This is a genomic window from Streptomyces sp. NPDC053755 (assembly GCF_040677675.1).
GTDB lineage: Bacteria > Actinomycetota > Actinomycetes > Streptomycetales > Streptomycetaceae > Streptomyces.
On sequence record NZ_JBFASK010000017.1, the window covers coordinates 109,396 to 134,681 of the forward strand.

A 25,286-nucleotide genomic window follows, 5' to 3' on the forward strand; every position below is an offset into this window, starting at 1 on the left:
GGGATCTGGGTGGTGCTCAGTGCACGGCCGCGCGGGCCATGCTGCCGTGACGGGGCTGCTCGGCGACGCCCGCAGGGCGCCCGCCTCCCGCCGGGGCGTTGCGGCGCGGCTGGGCGGCCACGCCGTTCTGGACGTCCATCACGGCGTGTGCCACGAGGCCGCCCATGGGGTCGTGTCGGATCAGATCGCGCAGCCGGGACCGCGACGAGCGTCCTTCGTTCCCCGGGTACAGGTGCTTGCCGAGTCCGACCGCGTGGGCCAGCGCGGCGAGCGCCGCGGTCCGCGGGTCCGGCGGTACACCGGTGCGGATCGCACTGTCCAGCCGGGACCTGATGTCCCGGCTGATCGCTGTCTCCGTCGCCTGGTAGCGAGTCGTCGGCAGCACTCCGCACATCTGGCCCTCCACGGCATGCACCATGCCGCATCGCTCCAGATGAGCGAGATAGATCTGACGCAGCCCCAGTCGGGGCCCGCCGATCCAGTGGACCGCCCGGACCGGGCTGCCACGCCTTCGCAGCAGCTCCAGTGCGGAGTCCAGAGTCGGATCTCCGGTCGGCCGTGGCATCACCACGGCGATACGATCCCCGTCAGGGGCTATCCGTCCTGCCAGAGCCAGCTCCACTAGCTGTGCTCCGGCGAGGCCGAGGTCGAGCGACTGCGGCTGCGCTGTGGTACCCGTGGCCGGGTCCAGAGCGAGCAGCAGAAGCTCCTCCGGAATTGTTCTGCGGCTCCTGCCCATCCATGCCTCCCCGCGTGGATGAGTCACAGGGTGACCCCTCTCACATTCATCTGTCGAGAGCGCCTGGGTGCTTCGTACGGGAACCGGCATGTATGTCGTTCTCGTCTAGCACGGGAGCCAAGGGGTTCACACAGGACACTGGTACATGGTTCGGACGTACGCATGACGCATGGAGGAGGCACGGTGGCGGGCGAGTCCCCCGAAAAGGCGGAGCAGCAGGAGTCTTCGCGGGAGGCGACTCCGGGCGGCGGCGGGCGGGATCCGCGGCTGTCCGTGTTCCGCGAGTCGAGCCCGTCGGCGTCTTCGGCGTCGGCGGCCGAGGGAGCGGAAGCGGGGTCGGGTTCCGGGTCTTCCGGTTCCGGTGCGGGTTCGGTTCGGGTGGACCAGCCGACGGCGGTCTTCAAGGCCCTCGCCCCGCGTGCCCCGGAGGACGACGCCCCGGCAGCCGAGCCCTCCGCCGAGGACGGTGACGGCCGCGAGGACCGCCTGCGGGCCGCTGTGGCGGCCTGGGTCGCCTCGGGCGACGAGCCCGCGCCTGCGGACCCCCCGGGTGCCGAGGAGGCCGGGGAAGGCTCCGTGGAGGACGAGCCGGCCGTGACGGCGGACGCTGACGCTGACGCGGGCGAGCCGGCGGAGCCGGTCGCCGGCGATGACGGTGACATCGATGCCGAGGCCCGGGCCGAGGACGGCTCTGGGGCCGAGGGCGGAGCCGACGAGGCCCCGGAGGACGCCCAGGCCGCCCCTGAGGCCGCTGCGGTGCCTGGCGCCGCGAAGGCCGCCGGTGCCGAAGACGCCGAGGACTGGTTCGCGGCCCGGAAGCCCGCGCAGGCTCCCGAGGGCACCGCGCAGGAGCCCGCCGAGGCCGATGCCGAGCCCGCCCACGAGAAGCCTGCCGCCGCGGAGCCCGCCGACGAGAAGCCGGCCGCGGGCCGGTCCGCCGACGCGCCCGCCGACGACGAGTCCGCCGACGGCCGGCCCGTCCTCGACCAGCCCACCGCCGTGTTCAAGGCCGTACGGCCGCCCGTCGTGGACCAGCCGACGACCGCGCTCAAGATCCCGCCGATCATGCCGCCCGCCAAGGCCGGCCCGCCCGCGCCGGACGCCGACGAGGCGCCGAAGGCGGACGAGGCCCCCAAGGCGCCCGCCGCGAGCGAGGCCCCCAAGGCCCCGGCCGAACCTGCCGCCCCCAAGGCTCCCGAGCCGGCGAAGGCGCCCGAGTCCGATGCCGAGCGCACGAGCCAGTTCATCCCGCTGCGCCGCGACCTCCCCGGGGCCCCGGCCGTCCCCGCGGCGAACACGCCGCGGCAGGACGAGGCGAAGCCGCCGGCCCCCGCCGCCCCCGCGTCGCTCACCGAGGCCGAGCGGACCAGGCAGCAGCCCATGCCGCCGCTGCCCCCGCTGGACCTGCTCGCGGAGCTGACGAACACCCCGCCCCCGCCGCCGACCCCTTTGCGCACCGCCGCCCGGCGCGTCCGGATCTGGACGCCACTGGTCGTCCTGGCGCTGATCATCTTTGCGATCGCGCAGTTCGTGCGGCCGCTCCCCGCGCCGGCCCTGACCCTCTCCACCGCCCCGACCTTCACCTTCGCGGGCGGTGAGCTGAACATGCCGTGGCCCACCGAGGGCCAGGGCGCCGCCGAGGTCGAGGGCGTCGGATCGCTGGGCACGTACGGCGCTCAGAAGCCCGCTCCGATCGCCAGCGTCGCCAAGACGATGACCGCGTACGTGATCCTCCGCGACCACCCCATCAAGGGCGACGCCGACGGCCCGGAGATCACGGTCGACAAGAAGGCCGGCGAGCAGGCCAAGGCCAAGGACGAGTCGACCGCGCAGATCGAGGAGGGGCAGACGTACTCGGAGAAGGAGCTGCTCCAGCTCCTCATGATCCCCTCCGGCAACAACGTGGCGCGTCTCCTCGCCCGCTGGGACGCCGGTTCCGAGGCCGCCTTCGTCGAGAAGATGAACGCCGCTGCCAAGGACCTCGGCATGACCGGATCGGTCTACACCGACCCCTCGGGCCTCCAGGCGACCACCGTCTCCACCCCGCTCGACCAGCTGAAGCTGGCCAAGGCGGTCATGCAGTACGACGTGTTCCGCGAGATCGTGAACATGCCGAACCTCAAGGTGGACGGCATCCCGGGGCAGATCGAGAACAACAACAACATCCTGCTGGAGCCGGGCGTCGGCGGCATCAAGACCGGCTCCTCCACGCCCGCCGGCGGCAACCTGCTCTGGTCCGCGAACACCGTCGTCGACGGCCAGAACCGCCGCATCCTCGGCGTCGTGATGGGCGCGAAGGACGCCGACCAGCTCTACCAGAAGCTCCAGCTGGCGATCGACTACAGCCTCCGGCTGATCCAGCAGGCGCAGAAGGACGTGACCTCCGCCCCGGTCGTCCGCAAGGGCCAGGTCGTCGGCCATGTCGACGACGGCCTCGGCGGCCGGACCCCGGTGATCGCGACCAAGGAGCTCAAGGCCGTCGGCTGGCCGGGCCTGAAGGTCGACCTGGAGCTGACGGACGGCGGCAAGACGGTCCCCCACGCCGGCAAGGCGGGCGACATCGTCGGCCAGGTGTCGATCGGCACGGGGACGGGCAAGGTCAGCGCTCCGGTCGCCCTCCAGACCGACCTGGTGGAGCCTGGCTTCGACAAGAAGCTGACGCGCATCGGCTGACGCGGGACGGCGCCCCGGTCCTCCGGGGCGCCTGGCTGTTAGCGTTCCGAGGCACGATCACGCGCGACGGGCAGCACGGGAAAGGGCCGCAGTGACCACCGCCGAGCCGACACGCGCCGACGAGGGCGCGCAGTCACGACCCCGGTCCCGGGACTCCGCGTCGCGAATAAACCTCCCGGCGCCCCGTCCGGCCACCGGCACGGCGGCGTCGGGGACGCCCCGCCCGCGCCCCGCGCGCCGCAAGCGCCGCTACCCCGTCATGATCGCCACGGGCCTGGCCGCGCTCACCCACATCCTCTGGTTCTTCCTGTTCGCGAACAGCGGCGGCGACCTCGCCGCCCAGGACGCCTGGGCCGAGTTCGTGGGCCGGCACCCCGACTCCGCGTACAACCTCGCCTGGTACGGGGGGATGCACCCGGTCTCGTACAGCGTCGTCTCGCCGTACGTGATGTCGGTGCTCGGCGTCCGTACGACGATGATGATCGCCGGGACCCTGTCGGCGGGTCTGACGGCGCTGATCCTGGTGCGGGTGAGGGCGGTCCGCAATCCGCTCGCGTGCGCGCTGGCCGGGGTCTTCGCCTTCCTGTGCAACGCGCTGTCGGGGCGGGTGACGTTCGGGCTCGGCATGATGTTCGCGCTCGGCGCCGTCGCGGCCGTGTTCTGCTGGCCGCACCGCTGGCGCCACAAGCGCTGGGCGAAGGCCGCGGTCGCCGCCCCGCTCGCCGGTCTCGCGACCGCCTGCAGTCCGGTCGCCGGGCTCTTCCTCGGCGTCGCCGCGGCCGCCCTCTTCCTCAACAAGCGGCGGCCTGGCGCGTACGCCCTCGGCCTCGCCCCGGTGGCGGTCGTCGCCCTCTCCTCCTGGCTGTTCCCCTTCTCCGGTACGCAGCCGATGTCGCTGGCGTCGACGGCGCTTCCGTTCCTCTTCGGGGTCCTGGTCCTGGTCCTGGTACCGCGCGCGTGGCGCACGGTCCGCACCGCGGCGGCCGTCTACTCCGCCGGAACCCTGCTGACCTGGCTGGTCGACTCCCAGATCGGGTCCAACGTCTCGCGGCTCGTGATGCTCTTCGCGGGCGTCGTCCTGCTCGCGGCGCTGCCCTACGCCGCCCCGCGCTCGCGCCGCTGGTACGCGCTGGTGCTCGCCTTCGCCGGCCTGAACTTCTGGATCGGGTTCAAGAGCGTCGACGACGTCATCCGCACCGCCCCCGACGCGTCGTGGGCGCGCGAGGTCGCTCCGCTGATCAACCAGTTGCAGGTGCGGGGCGCGGAGAAGGCGCGGGTGGAGGTCGTCCCGGCCTCCAGCCACCGCGAGTCGTCCGCGCTCACGCCGTACATCAACCTGGCGCGCGGCTGGAACCGCCAGGCGGACATGGAGCGGAACCCGCTCTTCTACGACGACACCCTCAACGCCTCCAACTACCAGGACTGGCTCGACCGGTGGGCGGTGCACTACGTCGTGCTCCCCACCGGGGCGCCCGACTCGGGCGCGGAGCGCGAGGCGGAGCTGGTCCAGGGCGGCCTCCCGTACCTCCAGCAGGTCTGGTCCGACGCGAACTGGCGCCTCTACGCCGTCGAGAACCCCACGCCCCTCGCCGCCCCGCCGGCGGAGGTCCGCCGGGCGGGCGCGGAAGAGGTCGTCATCCGCATCGACGCCCCGGGCCGGGTGCTGATCCGGGTGCCCTACTCGCCCTGGCTGGCCCTCCTCGACGAGAACGGCGACAAGATCGAGCCGCCCCAGGAGACGGAGGAGTCGAAGCGGGCCCGTGAGGACTCCGAGACCGAACTGCCGAAGGTCTTCCGCAACGACCGGGGCTGCCTCCTGAAGACGGAGGCGGACGCGGAGGGCGACGAGTGGACCGAGCTGCTGGCCCCGAAGCCGGGCGTCTACCGCCTGGCGGCCCCGTACAAGCTCTTCCCGCGCGGCACGGCCTGCCCGGACGAACTGCGCTGACCGGCCTGCGCCGGGACGAGCTGGGCTGACCGAGTGGGCTGACCGCACCGCGCCGACCGCACCGCGGTGACACGCCGGTGTCGTGCTCTGCCCGGCGAGCGCGGTCACCGGCGGGCGGGGGACCCCCGGCCCAGCGCCAGCCGTGCCACCCGCGGCCAGTCGGCCGCCGCCCCCCTGGCGCGCCGGGCGCGAGGGCGGTGGCGGGGCACACGGACGCGCAGGGCCCCGGGCGCGCTGCGGCACACGACGGGGGACGGCAGGAGGACGTGCTCCCCGTCGATGCCGACCGGAAGCTCCGGGTGGGTGCCCTCGTCGGCTTCGACGACGAGGTCGACGACGGCTTCGGCGGCGTCGAGCCGGACGATCCCCCCGGAGCGCGAGCCGCGCACCACCCGCGCCGCCTGGACGGTGTTGGCGACCCGCACGCAGACCAGGCCGAGGAGCCCCGTGTCCAGCCGCTCCCTGCGTCCGGGATGCGCGGCGTCGACGGCGCGTCCGTACGGATTGTTGCTGACGAGCAGTGCCTGGAGACCGTCGATGTCCGTCCCGTCCGCCCGCGTCCGCAGCCGGGGGGCGCCGTCGCCGCTCAGGAGGCCGGGGAGGGTGCGCAGGGTCGTACGGGCCTTCGCGTCCCGGTAGGCCGGGTCGACGACGACGGAGGCGTAGGTCCCGAACGAGGCGTTGTTGACGAAGACCCGGTCCGCGGCGAAGCCGAGGTCGACGCGGATCTCGACGCCGTCGGACAGGGCCTCCAGGGCCGCCGCCGGATCGTCGCGGTCCAGGCCCAGGTCGAGGGCGAAGTGGTTGCGGGTGCCGGCGGGGATCACCGCGAACGGCACGTCGTGGCGCGCCGCGACCTCCGCCACCAGTGCCTGGGTGCCGTCACCGCCCGCCACCGCCAGCAGATCCGCTCCCTCGGCGACGGCCCGCCGGGCCAGCTCGGCGACATCCTGGCCGGCTTCGAGCAGGGCGACCCGGCAGCCCGCCGCACGGGCCTTTTCCACCAGGTGGAAACGGCCCACCTTGCCGCCGCCGGACCGCGTGTTCATCAGGATCCAGGGGGCGCGGGGCGCCGTGACGGCAGTCTCGGTGGAGGAGGTGCGTCCGGACGTCAGGGCCGTACGGGCCGCCGTGACGGCGAGTGCCCACAGGGCCAGGGACACGGCGGCCGGCCAGAGGATGTCGAACGCGGCGTACACGGCGAGGACGGCGACCGGCGCGGCCACCGAGAGGAGAACCCCGAGGAACCGGAGCGGACCGGTGTGCGCGAGGGCCCACCACACGCCGACGGCGGCGAGTGCCAGTCCCGCGAGGCCGACCGGCACCCAGAGCAGGCTCCGCAGACCGGCGGCGACGAGGGGCACGAGGACACTGCCGAGCAGGGCGATCACGGCCAGGCGTGCCCATCCCGGGCCACCCTCGCGCTCGGTCGCGGCGCGAGCCGCGACCGCTCCCCGTCCCCGCTCCGTCCCCTGTCCCCGTCCTTGGTCCGATCCGGATCCCTGTCCCTGTCCTCGGGGGGTACCGCCGTGTCGTTCCACCTGTCGGCCCTCCTCGTCGCGGTGCCGGGTACGGGGCTGTCGTGCCGCCCGTACCCGGCGTGCCGGGCCGCGTCACCGGCTCCGTGGGGGTGCCTCTTCGGACAGGTCGAAGAGGTTGTCCCGGTCGATGACGCACAGCGCCCAGATGATGAAGCCCGAGAGGGCGATCATCACGATCGACCAGACCGGGGCGTAGGGGACGGAGAGGAAGTTGGCGATGATGACGAGTCCGGCGATGATCACGCCGGAGACGCGGGCCCACATCGCCGTCTTGAGCAGCCCGATGCTGACGATCACGGCGATCGCGCCCAGGACGAGGTGGATCCAGCCCCACGACGTCAGGTCGAAGGCGAAGACGTAGTTCCGTGTCGTCACGAAGACGTCGTCCTCGGCGACGGCCATGATGCCCCGGAGGATGTCGAGCAGGCCGACCAGGAAGAGCATCACGGCGGCGAAGGCGGTCAGCCCGGAGGCCCATCCCTGCTTCGCCGTGTCCGCCGGCGGGGTGCGTGTCGCGCTCATCTCGTGTCTCGTTTCGTCGTCGGCGGTCGCTCAGACGCCGGGGGTGCGGGGGGTGGAGCCGACGTGGGCGGTGGAACCCGTGCCCGTGCCTGCGCCGTGACCGCTCAGCACCTTCTCCTTGGCCCTGCGGAACTCCTCCTCGGTGATGACGCCCTTGTCGCGGATCTCGGCCAGCTTGGCGAGTTCCTCGGCGCTGCTGGTGCCGGAGCCCGCGGTGTCCCTGATGTAGGCGTTGAACTCCTCCTGCTGCGCGCGTGCCTGCGCCATCTCCCGGCGCCCCATGTTCTTGCCGCGCGCGATCACGTAGACGAACACGCCCAGGAAGGGCAGGACGATGCAGAAGACCAGCCAGCCGGCCTTCGCCCAGCCGCTCATCGAGTCGTCACGGAAGATGTCCATGATGATCCGGAAGAGCAGGATGAACCACATGATCCACAGGAAGAACCAGAGCATGGTCCAGAAGGCGCCCAGCAGAGGGAAGTCGTACGCCAGGTAGGTCTCGCTCATGTCCAGCCTCCGTCCCGGGCCTGCGCCCGGCAGCCGTTTCTGCCGCTCTCAGCGTGCCCACGGCGATCGCGGACCGGCTTCACCCGAAGCGGGTGAGTCCGGGGACCCGGGACCCGGAAGTGCCGGGCCCCGGGGAACTCAGGCCGGTGCCGAGGGGGTACGGGGCTCCGTGCCGAGTGCCTTGCGGAGCGCGGCCCGCCAGGCGAGGGCGAGGGCCGCCTCACCCAGGCCGAGCAGGACGAGCCACAGGCCGAGCAGCCGGGTGAGGGCGCGGGCCGATTCGGCGGGAAGGGCCAGGACCACGATCCCCGCGACGATGCCGAGCACCGCGAAGCCCAGGACGACGCCTCGGTGCGGCAGGTCCGCGGTGGCGAGCGCGGTGTAGAGCGTGAGGATGCCGGACACCAGCCAGACGATTCCGACGATCAGCGAGAGCACGGTAATCGTCTGCAGCGGGTCCCGCAGGCACAGCACGCCGGCGACGACGTAGAGCACGGCCACGAGCAGCCCGGCGAACCGCTCCTGCCCTTCCCGGCCGAAGACGGTGACGAACCGGAGACCGCCGGTCACCAGCAGGTACAGGCCGATGAGGACCGCCAGGACGTGCAGGGTGCCCTCCGGCCAGACCAGGACCAGCACGCCCGGCACCAGGGTCGCCACGGCCGAGGCCATGAGCCAGGTCCACGAACGGCCCAGGCGCGCCAGCGTGTACGCGGAATCACCCGCCGGTCCGGTGTCCGTCCCGTAGGGCTCGTTCTCCTGCCCGGTGTGCGACGCCGGGCCGTGCGGCATGGTCATGGCTCCTCCTCGCGGGATCGAGCGGCCGCCCGCCGACCGCCGGCGCCCGTCACTCCGGCAGTTGGCGCATCTCCAGGACGCGCAGTCCCAGCGACTGGCAGCGGGCCAGCAGCCCGTACAGGTGGGCTTCGTCCACGACGGGGCCGTACAGGACGGTCTGGCCGGACATCACGACGTGGCCCAGCTCCGGAAACGCCTTGGCCAGGGTTTCCGACAGGTGCCCCTCGACGCGGATCTCGTAGCGCACGAGCTGTCCTCCCATGGACGGACCTGGGACAGAGGCGGACGACGCCCTACCCTGCGATCCTCCGCCGGGGCGCCCGCACGGGCATCACCCGGCGCAGGTGACCCGAGCCTCTCTAGTGGGTCAGGAAGATCTTGAAGGACACGATCAGCAGGCCGAGCAGGAGATTGACCGACGCGGTGATGGCCATCAGCTTCCGGGAGGCTCCGACGCGGCGGGCCGCCGCCACGGACCAGCCCACCTGGCCGGCCACGGCGACGGAGAGCGCCAGCCACAGGGCCCCTCGCACGTCCAGGCCGAGCAGCGGGCTGACGGCCACCGCGGCGGCGGGCGGGACGGCGGCCTTGACGATCGGCCACTCCTCCCGGCACACGCGCAGCACCACGCGGCGGTCCAGCGCCCGCTGGGCGAGCCGCGCCCCGAACAGCTGGGCGTGCACGTGCGCGACCCAGAACACGACGCTGGTGAGCAGCAGCAGCAGGACCAGCTCCGTGCGCGGGAACGATCCCAGGGTGCCCGCGCCGATCACCACGGAGGTGGCGAGCATGGAACCGTAGACGCCGCCCGTGTAGTCCGCGTGGGCACGGCGTTCGGCACGACGCTCGGCCCGGCGAACCTTGCGCGCCGCCGCCGCTGCTTCGGCCGTGGTGTCGGCGGTGGTGTCTTTCGCGTGCGGGCCGGTCATGTCTCCGGACACGTGCGACTCCCTTCCGGCTCAGCGGGCCGCCCCGGGCGGAGCATCGGCCTCCGGCTGCCGTGCGCGGTCCTTCGGAGCGCCCGGCAGGTGCGGAGTGACGAGGAAACCGGCGAGGGCGATGCCGCCGGTGGCCAGGATCGCCGCCTTCAGGCCGCTCAGCTGCGCGGAGGCGTACGAGTCCGTGACGGCGTCGACCTCGGCGGGCGGCAGTCCGGCACGCTCGGCCGCGGACCGCACCTGGTCGGTGGAGACGAAGCTGACCCCGGCCTCCAGGGACACACCGACCGCCGAACGCGCCTCTTCGGACAGCCGGGGGTCGTCCTCCACCCGGGTGGTGAAGGCGTGCGCCAGCGAACCGATGAGGATCGACCCGATGAGCGCCGTGCCCAGCGCCGAGCCCAGGTTCTGGGCGGTGAACTGGAGACCGCCGGCCTCGCTGCGCTCCTCCTCGCCGACACCGGACTGGACGACGTTGCCCAGTTGCGAGGCGAGCAGGCCGATGCCCACGCCCAGCAGGGCCATGGCCCCGGCGAACTGCCCGTCGTCGATGACCGGGTCGATGGTGGCCAGCAGCCAGGTGATGGCCGCGGCCAGGGTCACCAGGGCCAGCCGCACCACCCGGCGCGGGCCCCACACCCGTCCCAGCGGGGAGGCGCACAGGGAGGTCAGCAGCATGGTGGCGGAGACCGGGAGCAGGCGCAGCCCGGTCTCGAAGGCGTCGAACCCCTGCACCACCTGCAAGTACAGCGGAATCGCGAAGAAGAGGCCCAGCAGGATGAGGTTCTGGCTCAGCAGGGTCATCAGGCCGGACCGCAGCACGGGCCTGCGCAGGAGCGACAGGTGCACGAGGGGGTCGGCGCCCCGGTGCTCACGGCGTCGCTCCCAGGACCGGAAGGCGGCCAGGACGGCCACCCCGGCCCCGACGACGAAGAGCGTCGGGGCGAAGCCGAGGACGGTGAAGGGAGGATTGCGGGGCTCCACCCATCCCCAGGTGCTGCTCTGCAGCACCCCGAGCACGCAGAGCGCCAGCCCGGAGGCGGAGAGCGCCGCACCCACCCCGTCCAGCTGGGGCCGCCGGCCGGCCGGGGCGGGCGCCGCGATCACCTTGCGGCTGAGCAGGACGGCCAGCACGACCACGACCTCGCCGGCGAAGACCAGCCGCCAGGTGAGGTAGGTCGTCACCCAGCCTCCCAGCAGAGGGCCGACCGCGATCCCGGCGCCGGCGAGCCCGCCGATGATCGCGTAGGCGACGGCCCGGTCCCGCCCTCGGTACGCCTCCGCGACGAGGGCCGCCATGGCGGGCAGCACCATCGCCGCTCCGAGCCCCTCGATGACCGACCAGCCCAGCGTGAGGACCCACAGCGTGGGTGCCACGGCGGTCAGGGCCGAACCCGCGCCGTAGACCGTCATCCCGACGAGGAACATGCGACGGCGCCCCAGGATGTCCCCCAACCTGCCGCCGATGATCATGAAGGCCGCCATGACCAGCGCGTACAGGGTGATGACGGCCTGGATGGCGGTGACCTCGGTGTCGAAGTCCTCGACCAGCTGGCTGATGGACACGTTCATGACGGCGGTGTCCAGGACCATCAGGAACTGGGCCGCGCCGAGGACGATCAGAGCCCGCCAGTGCTTCACGGTGTCCACCTCGCCATTGCCGGGTCGGCCTCAAGGGGCCGGTCACGCCGACCGGCGACGGCCGGCGCGCACCGCGCCGTTCACCCCAGTGCAGCGGACGGACGGACGCCCCGCCTCACCCGCCGCGGGGGAGCGGCCGCCCCTCCGGCCGGCGACGCCCGATCAGGAGAGCAGTCCCAGCTCGCGCGCACGGCGCACCGCGTCGCTGCGGCGGTTCACGGCCAGCTTCCGGTACACGCTCTTGAGGTGCGTCTTCACCGTGTTCACCGACACGAACAGGTCGGCGGCGATCTCCTCCGTCGACATCATCCTGGCCACCCGCTCCAGGACGTCCTGCTCCCGCCCGCTCAGCTCCACGGCGACGAGCGGCTCGGACGGCTCCGCCGGCCGGCTCGGGCCGTCCGCCTGGTGCCCCTCCGGCCGGAGGGCCCCTGATCGGTACGCCCCGGCTCGGCTGGGCACGTCCGGGCGGTGTGCCTCCGGCCGGCTCGGCGCGCCCGTCCGGTGGGCCTCCGGCCGGTACGTCTCCGTCCGGCCCGGCCCGGCCTGACGGCTCTGGACGCCCGTCCTGTCCGTCTCCGGCCGTTGCGCCTCCGTCCGGTGCGCCGCCGCCCTGTCCGTCTCCGGCCGGCCGGCCGCTTGTGTCCTCCGGGCCGGCGCCCCCCGCCCCGGGGCGCCGGGCGTGAGCCAGCCCGATGCCAGGTCGTGCAGCGGTGCCGTGGTCAGCAGGGGCCGGATCCAGGCGCCGGCGTCGAGGAACGGCCGCCGCAGCCGTTCCCGCCGCGCGTCGAGCAGCGCCTCCGTCACGAGACGGCGGGCGCCGGCGGTGTCTCCCTCACCCTCGGCGACCTGCGCCCGGACCAGCGCCGCCCGGACGGACACCGCCGGTCCGGTCCGGCTCTCGCCGCCGATGCTGTCGAGCAGGTCGACGGCCGCCCCCGGGCGTCCCGCGGCGAGCTGGATCGCCGCCGCCTCCACCGCCCACAGCGGCTGGGCTCCCGTCACGTCCCGGAGCGCCTCGACGGCTCGGTCCGGGCGCCCTTCGGCCAGGTGAGCGGCGGCGGCGACGAGGGCTTGGCAGCCCGCCGCCCAGGGCGAGGCCTCGACGGTGGGGACGCCCGGGTCCGCCGCCTCGACGGCGGCCCGCGTCAGGCCCCTGGCCAGCAGCAGTCGGGCCGAGGCGAGGGCCCGTCCCGCCGCGGGGACCGGATCGCGCGTGCTCGCCGACGGGCGGGCCGCCCCCACCGGAAGGCAGGTCGCCCCCAGGGGAGGGCAGGCGGCCGTCTCGTCGAGGAGGGCCTGCGCACGGCCGAGTTCATGGCGGTCGACGGCCACGGCCGCCAGGACCAGCCGTTCGATGCCGGAGCCCGACGGCTGGGGCAGGCCGACCCGCTCCGCCTCGGCCAGCGCCGCGAGCGCCTGGTGCTCGGCCCGGCCGGGCCAGCCGTCCAGATGGTCGAGGAGGGCCAGGTGCCCCAGCGCCTCCTCCCGGGGCAGGACGGTGGAGGCTCCCCCCGGAGTCGCGGCCACGACGGCCAGGGCGGCGCGGGCGTCCTCGTAACGCCCGGCCCACAGCCGGACCGACCCCAAGTGGGTCAGCAGCAGCGCGGTCAGCTCGGGATGCTTCTCCAGGAGGTGCGCCGGCACCTCCCGCCGCAGCGCTTCGGCGGCTTCGGCGGCCTTCTCGCCCCGCGCGACGCACCCGGTGAGCCGCGCGGCCAGCGCCTCCAGGAGCGCCCGGGTGAGCCGGGCGGCGGCCGCGTCGGGCACGTCGTCGGTCAGTCGCTCGGCCGCGCGGCCCAGGCGGGCCAGGCCGTGATCGAGATCGCACCGGGACAGGTCACGAGCGGCGCGCACGAGGTCCGTCGCCGGGCTCGTCGCCCCGGGCCCCATGCGGGAGAACAACCGGTCCATGTCGCCCGAGCGGAGGCCGGTGAAGAGCTGACCGATCGCCAGGTCGTCGACGAGTGCGCCGGCGGCGAGGTCCCAGTCGTCTGCGGCGGCACTGTGGACGAGCGTCTCCGACAGGAACCCGGCCCGCCGCAGCCACCGCGCGGCCCGCACGTGGAGCTCGGGCTCGAGACCGGGAAGCCGCTCGCGCAGATGGGCCCGGAGTATCTCTCCGAAGAGCGGGTGGAGTTGGTACCAGGAGTGGCCGAGGTGCTCGACGAACGCGTTGTCGCGGCACAGCCCGGCGAGGATCGGCCCGGCATCGGCACGGAGCGTCAGCGCGTCGGCCAGGTCCGGGCAGAAGCGCTCCAGGACGCTCACCCGCATCAGGAGGTCCTGGGTCTCCTCCGTGCGGCCCTTGAGGACCTCGGCCAGCAGGAAGTCCGCGACCGTGCTGCGGCCCGCCTCGAACTCCTTCAGGTAGAGCTCCGGATCGGCGCTCTCCCGCGCGGCGAGGACGAACAGGCGCAGCCCGGCGGCCCAGCCCCGGGTGCGGTCCACCAGGGCGCGCGAGGCCTGGGCCGGCAGGTCCAGGCCGTGCAGGTCCAGGAGCGCGGCCGCCTCCTCGGCGGTGAAGGCCAGCTCGGCGGCGCGGATCTCCGTCAGTTCGCCGGCCGCCCGGTAGCGGTGCAACGGCAGCAGCGGTTCGGTCCGGGTGACCAGGACGAGGCGCAGTCCCCGCCCGGCGTGGTGCAGGACGAACTCCAGCTGCTCCGCGACCTCGGGGGCGGTCACGCGGTCGAAGTCGTCGAGCAGGAGGACCACGGGCCGGTCACGGTCGTTCAGCTCGGCGGCGAGGGCCGCCAGCAGCTTGTGGTCCACGCCGGTCGCGTCCGCGGGGGCTCCCACCGCGTCGGACGCGGGCGCGCCCGCGGCGCGCAGGGCCTGGAGGACGTAGGCCCAGAAGACGCCGGGCCGCTGGTCGCCCTCCTCGGCGGTGAGCCAGGCGACCGGCCGCCGCAGCCCGGCGGCCCAGTCGGCGGCCAGCAGGGACTTGCCGGCTCCGGCCGCGCCGTTGAGCAGGGTCAGCGGCGTCCGCAGCGCCTGGTCGAGATGGTCGACGAGCCGCTGCCGCCGCAGGAACGTCTCCGGCCTCGCGGGCGGGGCGAACCGGGAGCGCAGAAACGGATCGCCCTGGGGATCGGCGTACGGAACGGGCGGAACGACCGGGCCCCGGGCGTCGTCGTAGGTCTTGGCCACGCACTCATCACCCCTGCCTGCCCGGGTCACCGCATGGGCCGCGCTCCCGCCCTCCCAGGATCCCAGTCCTCCCGCCGCGGCGCGCGCCACAGCGGCCGGCACCCCGCTTCACCAGCGGGTATGCCGTTCGCCGAGAGTGGGCTCAGGCCGGTCGCGAGCCGCCGGGCAGGACCGGTCGGAAGGGGAGGAGGACGTCCTGACCCGGCTGGACGACCCCGTAACTGCTCTCCGGGACCGCGTTCCAGGCGCCGGGAAGGTCGCCCAGAGGCTCGGACACGATGAGGCGGGTCTCCTCGGAGACGTCCTGGAGGAACGTGGCGTCCGGGTGGAGCGCCCTGAGGGCGTCCACCTTCGTGCTGAAGAACAGCGACCGTGAGCGCCCCTCGCTGGAGTAGCGGAAGGCCCATACGCGTTCGCCGTCGGACAGCGCGACGGTCATCTGGAGGGGATGCGGTACGCCGTGGGCGCGCCCCGTGCTCTCGACCAGGCCGGCCATCCGTGCCACGGCCCCGGGCGGGTCGTCGTCCAGCCCGAAGGTCAGGGCCAGGTAGAACATGATCTCGGAGTCGGTGGAGCCTTCGATGTCGGCGTACAGATCAGGATCGACGGCCAGGGCGAGTTCGCGCCGCAGCCGGGGGAACTCGTTGATCATCCCGTTGTGCATCCACAGCCAGCGCCCCTTGCGGAAAGGGTGGCAGTTGCTCTGCTGGACGGCGGTGCCGGTCGTAGCCCTGATGTGCGCGAGGAACACGCCCGAGCGGACGTGGAGGGCGATCTCCTGAAGGTTGCGGTTGTTCCACGCCGGGCCGATGTCCCTCAGGACGGCGGGAGTCGTCGTGTCCGGCGTGTACCAGCCGACGCCGAAGCCGTCGCCGTTGGTCGTCTCCACGCCCATGCGGGAGTGCAGGCTCTGGTCGATCAGGGAGTGCTGGGGCCGGAACAGCACCTGGTCGAGAAAGACGGGCGTACCGGAATAGGCGATCCAGCGGCACATGGTGAGTCCCCGTTCTCGCGTCGGGACGGAGGGAACGCCATGTCGCCGGCCGGTGGGCCCGCGAGCCCGCGGGCCGGTGTGACCGGTTCGGTGCCGAAGGACACGGCGGACCGACTTCGCGCCGGATCGCATCGGCTTCCCGCCGATCCCACCGGCTCGCGCCGGTACGGGCGGGCGTGCCCGGGAGCGGCAACTCGGGGCGGTGGCCCGGGGAATGCGTCGTCATCCAGCCCCCTCAGTATCGCGTGCACAGGTTTCGGGGGCACGCGGGGACGGCCGGGTCACCCGTGGAGGGTGAGGAAGGCCCCGCGGCGAGGCGTGGCGACGATGTTCGCCGCGCGGCGGTCGTCTTCCCACCCGTACGGATGTCGACGACCGGTGCCTGCGATGCACCGAATCCGATGACGCCACGCGATGTGCCATGTGGCACCACATGGTGCCAACGGCCCCATGTGGCGCCCCCGAGCAGGTGCCGCCGCCCGGGTATCCGTGCCACCCCAGCGCCCCCCGGTCACGTTTCCGCAGGTGGGAGGGGTGGCCTCGTAGGTGTGCCACATGAGGTGCCATAGGGGCTTGCGGATGGTGCCATCATGCTGCCATGATGGCGTCATGGACCTCACCCCGTATGTCGACACTCTCCGCCGCGAACTGGCGGTGGCCGCCGAAGCAGGCGGCGACGAAGCCCGGGAGCTGGCCGAGCGGCTCACCGCTCCGCTGGAGTCGGCGGCCCGGCTGACGATGCTCAACGTGCTCTCCGCCGCCGCTGGCGAGATCACCCGCGAGCTGGCCCCCGGCTCGGTCGACGTACGGCTGCGCGGGCTCGACCCCGACTTCGTGGTGACGCCGCCGCCCACCGGCAGCGGATCCCCCGCCGAGCCCGCCGCGTCGGCCGAACCGCTCACGGCCCCCGCCCCGGCGGCCGCCGAGGGCGACGAGGGCGGTACGGCCCGCGTCAACCTGCGCCTGCCGGCCCACCTCAAGGCCCGGGTCGAGGAGACCGCGAACCGCGAGGGCCTGTCGGTCAACGCGTGGCTCGTACGGGCCGTCTCGGCCGCGGTCGACGGCGGCACCCGGCCGCGTACGACCGAGCGGGCTCAGACCATCGGTCAGAGCATCACCGGCTGGGTGCGCTAGCGGCGCCCCGCCTGCCTCACGTCACCACAGCAGGTCACCCGCACCACTTCACCCACACCACGTCCCACCAGCGGGGACGCCCTGAAGACCCAAGAGGACGGGACAGCCATGCCTTCTTTCGACACTCCCGAGCCGATCACCGTCTCCGCGCACGTGGAGGGCGGCGCCATCCGGTTCTCCGCCGGCGACCGCCTCGACACGCTCGTCGACGTGCGGCCCCGCGACCCCAAGAAGGACCAGGACGTGCGGACGGCCGAGCGGACCGAGGTCAGCTACTCAGGCGGCGTCCTGACCGTCAGGACTCCCAAGTCCACCCTGCTCGGCCTCGGCCGCACGGGCATCGTGGACGTGCTGGTCGAACTGCCCACCGGCTCGCGGATCGACATGACCGGCGCCTGGGCCCAGGTGCTCGGCGAAGGCCGGCTGGGCGAGGTCCGCGTGAAGACGTCGTCCGGTGACGTCCGGCTCGACACGACCGGGCCGCTGCACCTGAAGGCGTCGCACGGGTCCATCACCGTCGACCGCGTCGAGGGAACGGCCGACATCACGACCAGCTCCGGCCGGCTGCGCGTCGGGCTCGTCGACGGCGCCGCCGTCCTGAAGAACTCGCACGGCACCACGACCGTCGGCGCCGCGACCGGCGAACTGCGCGTGAGCGGTGCCAACGGCGACATCGAGATCGGCCGCGCCGAGGACTCGGTCACCGCCACCACAGCCCACGGCGCCCTGCGGGTGGCCGAGGTGGCCCGCGGTGCCGTCCAGCTGGAGACCTCCTACGGTGCCATCGAGGTCGGCATCCGCGCGGGCACCGCCGCCTGGCTCGACGTCAGCTCCGACCGGGGGCAGGTGCGCAACACCCTCACCGCGTCCGACGCCCCGGAGGGGCCCGAGGACACCGTCAAGGTCCGCGCCCGGACGCGCTGGGGCAACATCGACGTGCGCCGCGCGAAGGTCTGAGCGCCCCCCGGATCCCCCGGAGTCTCCTTCGGCCTGCCCGCCCCATCCCTCACCCACCTCACCCTTCGATCGGAGGGCCCCATGCCTTCATCTGTCATGTCCACGTCCAGCACTCAGGGTGGTCCCCGGACGCCCGCGGCCGTCTCCGCCATCGGTCTGCGCAAGTCCTACGGTGACAAGACCGTCCTCGACGGCATCGATCTGCACATCCCCGCGGGAACCGTCTTCGCGCTGCTGGGCCCGAACGGGGCCGGCAAGACGACCGCGGTGAAGATCCTGTCCACGCTGATCACCGCCGACGGCGGGCAGGCCCAGGTCGCCGGCCACGACCTCGCCGCCGCCCCGCAGGCCGTCCGCGCCGCGATCGGGGTCACCGGACAGTTCTCCGCCGTCGACGGCCTGATCACCGGCGAGGAGAACATGCTCCTCATGGCCGACCTGCACCACCTGCCCCGGAGCGAAGGACGCCGGGTCACCGCCGAACTCCTGGAACGCTTCGACCTCACCGACGCCGCGAAGAAGCCCGCCTCCACCTACTCCGGCGGCATGAAGCGCCGCCTCGACATCGCCATGACCCTCGTCGGCGACCCTCGCATCATCTTCCTCGACGAACCCACCACCGGCCTCGACCCCCGCTCACGCCACAACATGTGGCAGATCATCCGCGAACTCGTCACCGGCGGCGTCACCGTCTTCCTCACCACCCAGTACCTCGAAGAAGCCGACCAGCTCGCCGACCGCATCGCCGTCCTCCACGACGGCACCATCGCCGCCCACGGCACCCCCGACCAGCTCAAGCGCCTGATCCCCGGCGGCCACGTCCGCCTCCGCTTCACCGACCCCACGACCTACCGCACCGCCACCACCGCCTTCACCCACGCCACCCCCGACGACGACGCCCTGACCCTGCGCATCCCCAACGACGGAACCCAGCACGAACTCCGTCTGCTCCTCGACCAGCTCGCCACCGCCGGCCTGGAAGCCGACGAACTCACCGTCCACACCCCGGACCTCGACGACGTCTTCTTCGCCCTCACCGCCGACTCCCACCTCCCCCACCAGGCCAAGGAGACCCACCGATGAGCTCCCTCACCCTCGCCGCCCGCGACACCACCACCATGCTGCGCCGCAACCTCCTGCACGCCCGCCGCTACCCCTCCCTCACCCTCAACCTCCTGCTCACCCCCGTGATGATGCTGCTGCTCTTCGTCTACATCTTCGGAGACGTCATGAGCACCGGCATCGGCGGCGCCGACGCCGACCGCTCCGACTACATCGCCTACCTCGTGCCCGGCCTGCTCCTGATGACCGTCGGCAGCACCACCATCGGCACCGCCGTCTCCGTCTCCACCGACATGACCGAAGGGATCATCGCCCGCTTCCGCACCATGGCCATCCACCGCGGCTCCGTCCTCATCGGGCACGTCATCGGCAGCGTCCTGCAATGCGTCATGAGCGTCATCCTCGTCGGCGCCGTCGCCGTGGCCATCGGGTTCCGCTCCACCGACGCCACCGCCCTGGAGTGGCTGGCCGCCTTCGCCCTCCTCGTCCTCTTCGCCCTGGCACTCACCTGGATCGCCGTCGGCATGGGCCTCATCAGCCCGAACGCCGAAGCCGCCAGCAACAACGCTCTGCCCCTGATCTTCCTGCCCCTCATCTCCAGCACCTTCGTGCCCCTGGACGCCATGCCGGGCTGGTTCCGGCCGATCGCCGAGTACCAGCCCTTCACTCCCGCCATCGAGACCCTGCGGGGCCTTCTCCTCGGCACCGAGATCGGCCACAACGGCTGGCTCGCACTCGGCTGGTGCCTGGCCCTCACCACGCTCGGCTACTTCTGGTCGAAGGCGGTCTTCAACCGCGACCCGAAGTGACCCACCGGTCGTCCCCACGGGGTCTGACCACCCGGCCGTGACCACCCGGCCGTCCCCGCCCGGGGACGCGAGAGGGCCCTTCCCGAAGCCGGGAAGGGCCCTCCGTCGCTCCACGAACGCCGTGCCGGTCAGCTCTCGGTGTCCGCCCGGCGGCGGCGCCACCAGACGAGCGCGCCACCGGCGGCGATCGCGGCGGCGGCGATGCCGCCGATGAGGCCGACCGGGGTGTCGCTGCCGGTGTCGGCCAGGTCGCCGTCAGGGTCCTTCGGGCCGGGGCCGCCGGTCGTCGGCGCCGAATCCGTCGGCTTCGGTTCCGGCTTCTGAGTCCCGGTCGGGGACGGGGTCGGCTTGCCGGTGTCGGTGGGGGCCGGCGTGGGGGTGGGCGTGCCGCCCTCGGAGTGGCCGGCGCTGTTGCCGCCGAACATCAGGTTGCCGTCCTGGTGCGGGTCGTCGGCGATCGTGTCGACCGCGAAGCCGACCGTGCGGGGCTTGTAGCGCTGCTCGGTACGGAAGCGGACGGGCTCCATGTTCCGCTTGGGCTGCTTGGAGAAGTCGACCCCGCCCACGGTGTAGACGTAGACGTCCTCGCCGTTGGACCACTTGTACTTGAAGGTGCCCTCGGTGAACGCCTTGTAGTAGCGGTCCCAGACCTGCTTGCCGGTCCACTCCCGGTGGGGGGCGCGCAGCGGCCAGCGCGTCACGTCGTTGCTGCCGATGATCTTGCGGTACTCGGCGGGCATGTCGGCGGCGTTCTGACGGACCCACTCGGCGGCGACGCGGGCGGTGTAGACGCGGCGCAGGTCGGCGTAGTAGCCGCCGTTGTTGACCTTGTCGGAGACGATCGGGGTGATGTAGCGGTCGAGAACGCGGTCGGACTGCCGCGTCTCGGCCTCGGTGAGGTCGCAGCCCTTGCCGCCGGGCGGCTGGGTGGTGGTCTCCTGCGGCACCGTGGACAGCTTCAGCGGGGTGTCGAGGATGTGGATGCCGCCGTCCTGCTCGCGCACGACCGCGGTCTCCGGCTCGATCCAGTAGCGGAACCCGGCCCAGCAGGGGAAGCCGTTGCGCTGGGGCAGGGCGTTCATGAAGTCGCTGCCCGCGTCCGTCTCGGGGTCCATGGCCTTGAAGATGTCGTGCTTCAGCTCCAGGTCCGCTTCCAGCAGGACCCGCCCGGCGTCGGTCTTGCCGAACCCGGCGTCGATGATGCGGTTCGGCTCGTCCGGGTTGAGGTTCACCCAGAACGTGGACGGGTCCAGGGCGAGCCAGGTGAAGAACGCGTCGGAGATCAGGTCGCCCTTCTCCCGGCCGCCCCACCCGGCCGCGTACTCGTCCTCCACCGACTTGGCGGAGAACGCGTAGTCCAGCCCCTTGCCGCCCTTGCCCTTGCCGATGTACCGCAGGTCGAGGGTGGTGAAGTCGATGCCGCCGAGGCCGCGGTTCATCAGCGCCCGGTCCCCGGTCCTGCCCAGCCGGTCGAGCTGCTCCTTGAGGGTCCGCGGGTTCGGCGGAGACTGGTTGATCACCTGGTTGCCGGAGCCGCGGGACCCGGTGGCGGTGCCGTTGCCGGGCGACATCGTCGTACCGTTCGCGCGGTACGGTCCGTTCTCGGTGCCCTTGGGGGGCACTGCCTTGTGGTGGGACTGGTAGTCGTAGGAGCGCACCCGGTCACGGCCGATCTCGTCCTTGCCGGCGGTGTCCTTCAGCTCCTTCATGAAGTTCTTGGCATCGCGGGTCTGATTCTCGGCGAACACGTAGGTGTACTTGTAGGAGCGCCAGCCCCCGTTCTTCGCCCAGGCCCGTTCCGCGGGCTTCTCGCGACCGTCGGGGCTGCCGTTGGACTTCACCTCCACGATCTCCCGGGTGCGCTTGTTGTAGGCGTCCAGCCGGCGCAGGTGACGTTCGCCGGTGTCGGGATCGGTGAAGTAGAACTCCTTCTCGCAGATCCAGTCCGGGCCGGTCAGGCCCATCTCGCGCACGACCTTCGCCATGAACGCCTTGCCGCGGGCGTCGTAGCCCTGGTTCGGGATGTAGACCTTCGAGAGGTAGTCCGCGAAGTCCGTCCACCGCTTCTGCGCGTTGAACCGGGCGTAGATGCGGCGCGGGTCGCTGTGTGCGTACTTCTTGTAGTCGGTGCCCGCCGCGTTCAGCTCGGCCTGGGTGGGGTTGAGGCCGTCGAACTGGAGGCCGGGGTTGACGAAGTCGTACGTGTCCCAGCGGTCCACCGCTCGGGAGGCGTCCCCCTGGGGCAGACGGCCGGTGGGTACGTTCCTCACCCCGTACATCTCGTCACAGCGCTTGCCGGGCTTGGGCGCCGGCGGCTTCGGCGCGGCCTCGGCGACGCCGGTGACGGGCTGGCCCGCGACGGTGACGACGGTGGCGCAGGCGAGCGCGATCAGGCTCCTCCTGAGCACACGCCAGCGGCGTGATATTCGTGCCGGCTTCACAATGCTTCCCCCCGGGAGCCCCACGGGTCGGATTCGGGCTGTGTGGCGCCAGGGCCCCCGATGCTCGTGTGGGCGCCGCACAAGCGCTCCGATCCTAGGGCGGTCCTTTGCCGGCGCAACGGCATTCGAGTGGCGGAGGCTGTGTCAAGTCCGTGGAGATTCGTGGGTGTTACGTCCCCGGCGCGGACTAGGCTTGGCTGGCGTGAGCGATGAGACCTGGGACCACGAGGACGAGTACGCCGTCGCCGAGCGCATCGACGAGGCCCACGCGGACAATCCCCGCCTCACGGGGTGGCTGGCGGAACAGGAGGGCCGCTTCGAGGACTGGAAACGCCGCCACGGCGGTGCGTGGGACTTCGGCGAGCGCTCGCTCGACCGCATGGAGGCCCTCATCCGCGAGCACGTCACCTCGGTCGACGACCTGTTCGCTCGCGAACACACGCCGATGATCCAGGTCGCCTGCTGGTACGTCGGTGAGGTCCACAACCGCACCCGCGGCACCGAGTGGCGCATGGCTCCCACCCCCGCCGACGGCCACCCCTGGTCGGCCCGCCCTTACGTCATCGTCCCCTTCGCCCGCCTGCGCGACTACGAGGACCCCGAGGGCATCGACCTCGACGCCCGCCCTCAGCACCACCCCCTGAGCAGCTTCCTCACCCTCCTCCGCGCGGACCCCGCCTCCGCCCAGGGCTCGCTCCGCGGCGAACTGGACGACTACGGCCCCGACGGCCCGGACGCCGACTGACGCCTGGTACCCGGAGGGGTGGCGCCGGTGTGCCGGCCCGGCCGTGCCGGGAGCGCCGCGGCCGTCCAGGAGGGTGCGCCCGTGAGGGCGGGAGGAGGGGCTCCACGGGTGGGTGATCCGGGGTGGTCCGCCTCCACCGTCACCGAACGGTGGGCCGACGCCGGCGCGTGCGCATGATCGAACGCACGAGCAGATACAGCACGGCGACGACGGCGAGCAGCACTCCGATGGAGAGCAGATACAGCATTCCGTCCACGACAGCGCCGATGACGATCAGCGCGATGGCGCTGCCGAGCAGGACCAGGAAGAGGACCATCGACCTACGCCTCCCTGCGTCACGGAGGAGTTCGACCTCGCGGGTGACCCCTGTACCCAGAGTAGGCGCGTCCCGTACCGGTGGCCCGCGACGAAGACCGGGGTCTCCCGGCCCTCGACCCGCGGCGGAGTCTCCACTCCCGTCGGCGCTCCCGCGGCCCGGCCCCCGCCGGCGGGCTCTCGGGCACCGGTCGGCTCAGGGGCCCTCCTCCTCGGCGGGGGTGGACGGTGCCTTCCCGCGCGCTCCTCCGGTGCCGCCGGCCTCCCGCTCTTCCAGCAGGGCCGCCGCCAGTACCGCCGCTGAAAGACACGTCGCTCCCTGCGGGGGCCGGCCGGCTTCCCCGGGCCCGCCCCGGGCCGGGCGGGCCGTCGGGTCACCGCCGCCAGTCTCTCCGAGCCCTGCGCTGGTCATCGCGAATCCGCTGCTGGTTGTCGCGGCGACGGACGAAGTAGCCCGGTTCGAATTCACCTTCCGCCCAGCGCCCGGCCACAAGGCCGACGACGCCCAGCGCCAGCACCAGCACGAAGGCCCAGAGGCCACCGAAGTGCGCGGCGAAACCCAGCGCCATTCCGGCGGTCAAGCCCACCACGGATCTGCTCATCACGCGCTCCCTCACTCGGCAGCCGGCTCCGCCCGCTACCGGACCCGCTGCCGCTCCTCCTCTTCGTCCACCTCGTCGGGCAGCCACACATCGCCGACCATGCCGACCTCCACGACCTCCGGCCCCGCCATCCGCTCCACGGCGGAGATCACACTCTCCCGCACAGCCCCGGCGACGCCCGTGATCGAGGCGCCGTAGTCGACGACGATCTCCAGATCGATGGCGACCCGCACGTCTCATGCCTCGACGGGCATACCTGACAATCCTTCTCTTTTCCTCATTTTATAGCTTCCAGTCTTCGATGGCCGTGCCGGTGCTGTCGTCGAGCGTCTGATGGCCGTCGCGCCGCTCCGCGTGACGGCCGAAGAGTTCGGCCGCCGCGGCCGTCGATCGCGGATGAGGATCCCGGCGAGGGCCCGAAGGGCCCGAGCTCCCGGATGCGGCAAGGCCGCCCCCGCTCCGTCGAGGCGCCGCGCTGTCGTCGTCTCGCGCTTTATCCGGCTGCGGCGGAAAGGGGGCGTGGGCCATTCGGGCGTCACCCGCGATCGCATCTCCGACTCTGCGATAAACGGTCGAATATCGCCCTGCCCGGCCCTGTGTCGGCAGTGTACGGCTGTCCGGGTGGAGGCCAATCGGCCCAGTAATTCTCCGTACATCATTGCTGCATATTAATTGATTCCGAGGACATCCCCGATCGAATGGGCCGAGTCGCTGAGATGCCTGCGTAATATGCCGCCGACAGAAGAGGCGATTCCGTTCGACGAGGAACGCCGGACGCCACCACCCCACAGGAGTTGGCTCCTCGATGACACTGAACATTCACGACGCGCCGCAACGGCGCACGATGACGGCTTGGATCGCGGGGGTACTCACCCTGCTGCTCGCCCTTGCCGTGGTGGCGGTGACGCCCACACGAGCAAACGCGGCCACGGCTGTAGAGCTGGGTACCGCGGAGAGTTTCGCGGTACTGGCCGGTTCGACGGTCACCAACGAAGGTAATTCCGTGGTCACCGGAGACGTCGGTGTTTCCCCGGGAACGGCCGTCACCGGTTTCCCGCCGGGCACGGTAGTGGGCGGGACGATCTACGCAGGCGAGGCGGCGGCAGGAGCGAAGGCCGCTCTTGCCACGGCTTACGACGACGCCTTCGGCCAGCCCACGGAATTCAACCTTTCCGCACAGCCCGTGACCCCCACCCTGATTCCCGGCACCTATGCCGTCGAATCCGGTCTCCTGGTCACCGGTACCTGGACCCTGGACGCCCAGAACAACCCCGACGCGGTCTGGGTGTTCAAGGTTCCCGCCGGCCTGACGACGGCATCCGGGAGCAGCATCGTCCTCCAGAACGGAGCCCAGGCCTGCAACGTCTTCTGGGTGACCGACGAATCGGCCACGCTCGGATCCGGCTCCGTCTTCGTGGGCACGCTCATGGCCCTCACCTCGATCACCGTCAACAGCGGCGCGACCATCGAGGGCCGGGCCCTGGCCCGCAACGCGGCCGTGACGCTGAACAACAACGTGATCACCAGGCCGGAGTGCGAGAGCACCACGACCACGACCACCGGCGACGCCGCGACCACCACGACCACGGGTGACGCCGCGACGGGCGATGCGGCGACGACCGGTGACGCCGCGACCGGTGACGCCGCGACGACCGGTGACGCCGCGACCACGGGTGACGCCGCGACGGGCGATGCGGCGACGACGGGTGATGCCGCGACGACGGGTGATGCCGCGACGACGGGTGATGCCGCGACGACGGGTGATGCCGC

Annotated in this window: 21 protein-coding genes and 1 pseudogene; 8 read left to right on the forward strand and 14 right to left on the reverse strand. The window is 72.4% G+C overall.

All coding sequences use genetic code 11. The features are described 5' to 3' along the window. Window positions 1-16: 16 nt before the first annotated feature. Window positions 17-739, reverse strand: a complete 723-nt coding sequence (locus tag AB0K65_RS18310; protein ID WP_365717632.1) for a GPP34 family phosphoprotein — start codon at window positions 737-739, stop codon at window positions 17-19. A gap of 183 nt (window positions 740-922) precedes the next feature. Between AB0K65_RS18310 and AB0K65_RS18315 the strand changes: the two genes are divergently transcribed. Both AB0K65_RS18315 and AB0K65_RS18320 read left to right on the forward strand, forming a co-directional pair. Further along, window positions 923-3,412 carry a D-alanyl-D-alanine carboxypeptidase gene (locus AB0K65_RS18315; RefSeq protein WP_365717698.1) on the forward strand — a complete coding sequence of 830 codons (2,490 nt, stop codon included), beginning with the start codon at window positions 923-925 and terminating at the stop codon, window positions 3,410-3,412. A gap of 166 nt (window positions 3,413-3,578) precedes the next feature. Further along, a complete protein-coding gene (locus AB0K65_RS18320) occupies window positions 3,579-5,360 on the forward strand; it encodes an MFS transporter (RefSeq protein ID WP_365717700.1) in 1,782 nt (593 codons plus the stop codon). Between the two features lie 104 nt (window positions 5,361-5,464). Here AB0K65_RS18320 and AB0K65_RS18325 read toward each other — a convergent pair whose 3' ends face one another. The 9 genes from AB0K65_RS18325 to AB0K65_RS18365 all read right to left on the reverse strand — a co-directional run bounded on the left by AB0K65_RS18325 (window position 5,465) and on the right by AB0K65_RS18365 (window position 15,451). After that, a complete protein-coding gene (locus AB0K65_RS18325) occupies window positions 5,465-6,751 on the reverse strand; it encodes a diacylglycerol kinase family protein (protein ID WP_365717634.1) in 1,287 nt (428 codons plus the stop codon). A gap of 222 nt (window positions 6,752-6,973) precedes the next feature. Further along, the gene (locus AB0K65_RS18330; RefSeq protein ID WP_365717636.1) at window positions 6,974-7,423 is read right to left on the reverse strand and encodes a hypothetical protein; all 450 of its coding nucleotides are present in this window, start codon (window positions 7,421-7,423) and stop codon (window positions 6,974-6,976) included. Between the two features lie 30 nt (window positions 7,424-7,453). Further along, on the reverse strand, window positions 7,454-7,930 hold the full coding sequence (locus tag AB0K65_RS18335; RefSeq protein WP_365717638.1) for an SHOCT domain-containing protein: 477 nt from the start codon (window positions 7,928-7,930) through the stop codon (window positions 7,454-7,456). Window positions 7,931-8,068: 138 nt separating this feature from the next. After that, window positions 8,069-8,728 (reverse strand): DUF308 domain-containing protein, encoded by a 660-nt coding sequence (locus AB0K65_RS18340; protein ID WP_365717640.1) that lies wholly within the window; start codon window positions 8,726-8,728, stop codon window positions 8,069-8,071. 49 nt (window positions 8,729-8,777) lie between these two features. Further along, window positions 8,778-8,975, reverse strand: a complete 198-nt coding sequence (locus tag AB0K65_RS18345; RefSeq protein WP_365717702.1) for a hypothetical protein — start codon at window positions 8,973-8,975, stop codon at window positions 8,778-8,780. Between the two features lie 112 nt (window positions 8,976-9,087). Then, window positions 9,088-9,669 (reverse strand): hypothetical protein, encoded by a 582-nt coding sequence (locus AB0K65_RS18350; protein WP_365717642.1) that lies wholly within the window; start codon window positions 9,667-9,669, stop codon window positions 9,088-9,090. Between the two features lie 18 nt (window positions 9,670-9,687). Then, window positions 9,688-11,307, reverse strand: coding sequence for an MFS transporter (locus AB0K65_RS18355; RefSeq protein WP_365717644.1), 1,620 nt, complete (start codon window positions 11,305-11,307; stop codon window positions 9,688-9,690). 162 nt (window positions 11,308-11,469) lie between these two features. Then, entirely contained in the window at window positions 11,470-14,457 is a 2,988-nt protein-coding gene (locus AB0K65_RS18360; RefSeq protein ID WP_365717646.1) for a LuxR C-terminal-related transcriptional regulator, read from the reverse strand. A gap of 142 nt (window positions 14,458-14,599) precedes the next feature. Continuing rightward, window positions 14,600-15,451 carry a class II glutamine amidotransferase gene (locus AB0K65_RS18365; protein WP_365717648.1) on the reverse strand — a complete coding sequence of 284 codons (852 nt, stop codon included), beginning with the start codon at window positions 15,449-15,451 and terminating at the stop codon, window positions 14,600-14,602. A 609-nt stretch (window positions 15,452-16,060) separates the two neighbouring features. Between AB0K65_RS18365 and AB0K65_RS18370 the strand changes: the two genes are divergently transcribed. The 4 genes from AB0K65_RS18370 (at window position 16,061) to AB0K65_RS18385 (ending at window position 19,413) form a co-directional block, all read left to right on the forward strand. Further along, window positions 16,061-16,585 (forward strand): hypothetical protein, encoded by a 525-nt coding sequence (locus AB0K65_RS18370; RefSeq protein ID WP_365717650.1) that lies wholly within the window; start codon window positions 16,061-16,063, stop codon window positions 16,583-16,585. A 108-nt stretch (window positions 16,586-16,693) separates the two neighbouring features. Next, a complete protein-coding gene (locus tag AB0K65_RS18375) occupies window positions 16,694-17,542 on the forward strand; it encodes a DUF4097 family beta strand repeat-containing protein (RefSeq protein ID WP_365717652.1) in 849 nt (282 codons plus the stop codon). Window positions 17,543-17,623: 81 nt separating this feature from the next. Then, window positions 17,624-18,625 (forward strand): ATP-binding cassette domain-containing protein, encoded by a 1,002-nt coding sequence (locus tag AB0K65_RS18380; protein WP_365717654.1) that lies wholly within the window; start codon window positions 17,624-17,626, stop codon window positions 18,623-18,625. Beyond that, a complete protein-coding gene (locus AB0K65_RS18385; RefSeq protein WP_365717656.1) occupies window positions 18,622-19,413 on the forward strand; it encodes an ABC transporter permease in 792 nt (263 codons plus the stop codon). Before AB0K65_RS18380 ends, AB0K65_RS18385 begins: the two co-directional genes overlap by 4 nt. Window positions 19,414-19,541: 128 nt before the next feature. On the opposite strand, the gene AB0K65_RS18390 is transcribed toward AB0K65_RS18385, so the two are convergent. Beyond that, window positions 19,542-21,821, reverse strand: coding sequence for an LPXTG cell wall anchor domain-containing protein (locus AB0K65_RS18390; protein WP_365717658.1), 2,280 nt, complete (start codon window positions 21,819-21,821; stop codon window positions 19,542-19,544). 235 nt (window positions 21,822-22,056) lie between these two features. On the opposite strand from AB0K65_RS18390, the gene AB0K65_RS18395 reads away from it, so the two are divergent. Beyond that, window positions 22,057-22,599, forward strand: coding sequence for a hypothetical protein (locus tag AB0K65_RS18395; protein WP_365717660.1), 543 nt, complete (start codon window positions 22,057-22,059; stop codon window positions 22,597-22,599). Window positions 22,600-22,738: 139 nt separating this feature from the next. Here the strand turns inward: AB0K65_RS18395 and AB0K65_RS18400 are convergent, their stop codons facing one another. The 3 genes and pseudogenes from AB0K65_RS18400 to AB0K65_RS18410 form a co-directional block, all read right to left on the reverse strand. Then, on the reverse strand, window positions 22,739-22,915 hold the full coding sequence (locus AB0K65_RS18400) for a hypothetical protein (RefSeq protein WP_365717662.1): 177 nt from the start codon (window positions 22,913-22,915) through the stop codon (window positions 22,739-22,741). 373 nt (window positions 22,916-23,288) lie between these two features. Then, window positions 23,289-23,516, reverse strand: a complete 228-nt coding sequence (locus tag AB0K65_RS18405) for a hypothetical protein (protein ID WP_365717664.1) — start codon at window positions 23,514-23,516, stop codon at window positions 23,289-23,291. 35 nt (window positions 23,517-23,551) lie between these two features. Continuing rightward, window positions 23,552-23,773 (reverse strand): annotated as a pseudogene (locus tag AB0K65_RS18410) (Asp23/Gls24 family envelope stress response protein); the annotation flags it as partial. A 548-nt stretch (window positions 23,774-24,321) separates the two neighbouring features. Between AB0K65_RS18410 and AB0K65_RS18415 the strand changes: the two are divergent. Next, window positions 24,322-25,286: ice-binding family protein (locus AB0K65_RS18415; protein WP_365717666.1), on the forward strand; the 965-nt coding region annotated here is incomplete at its 3' end.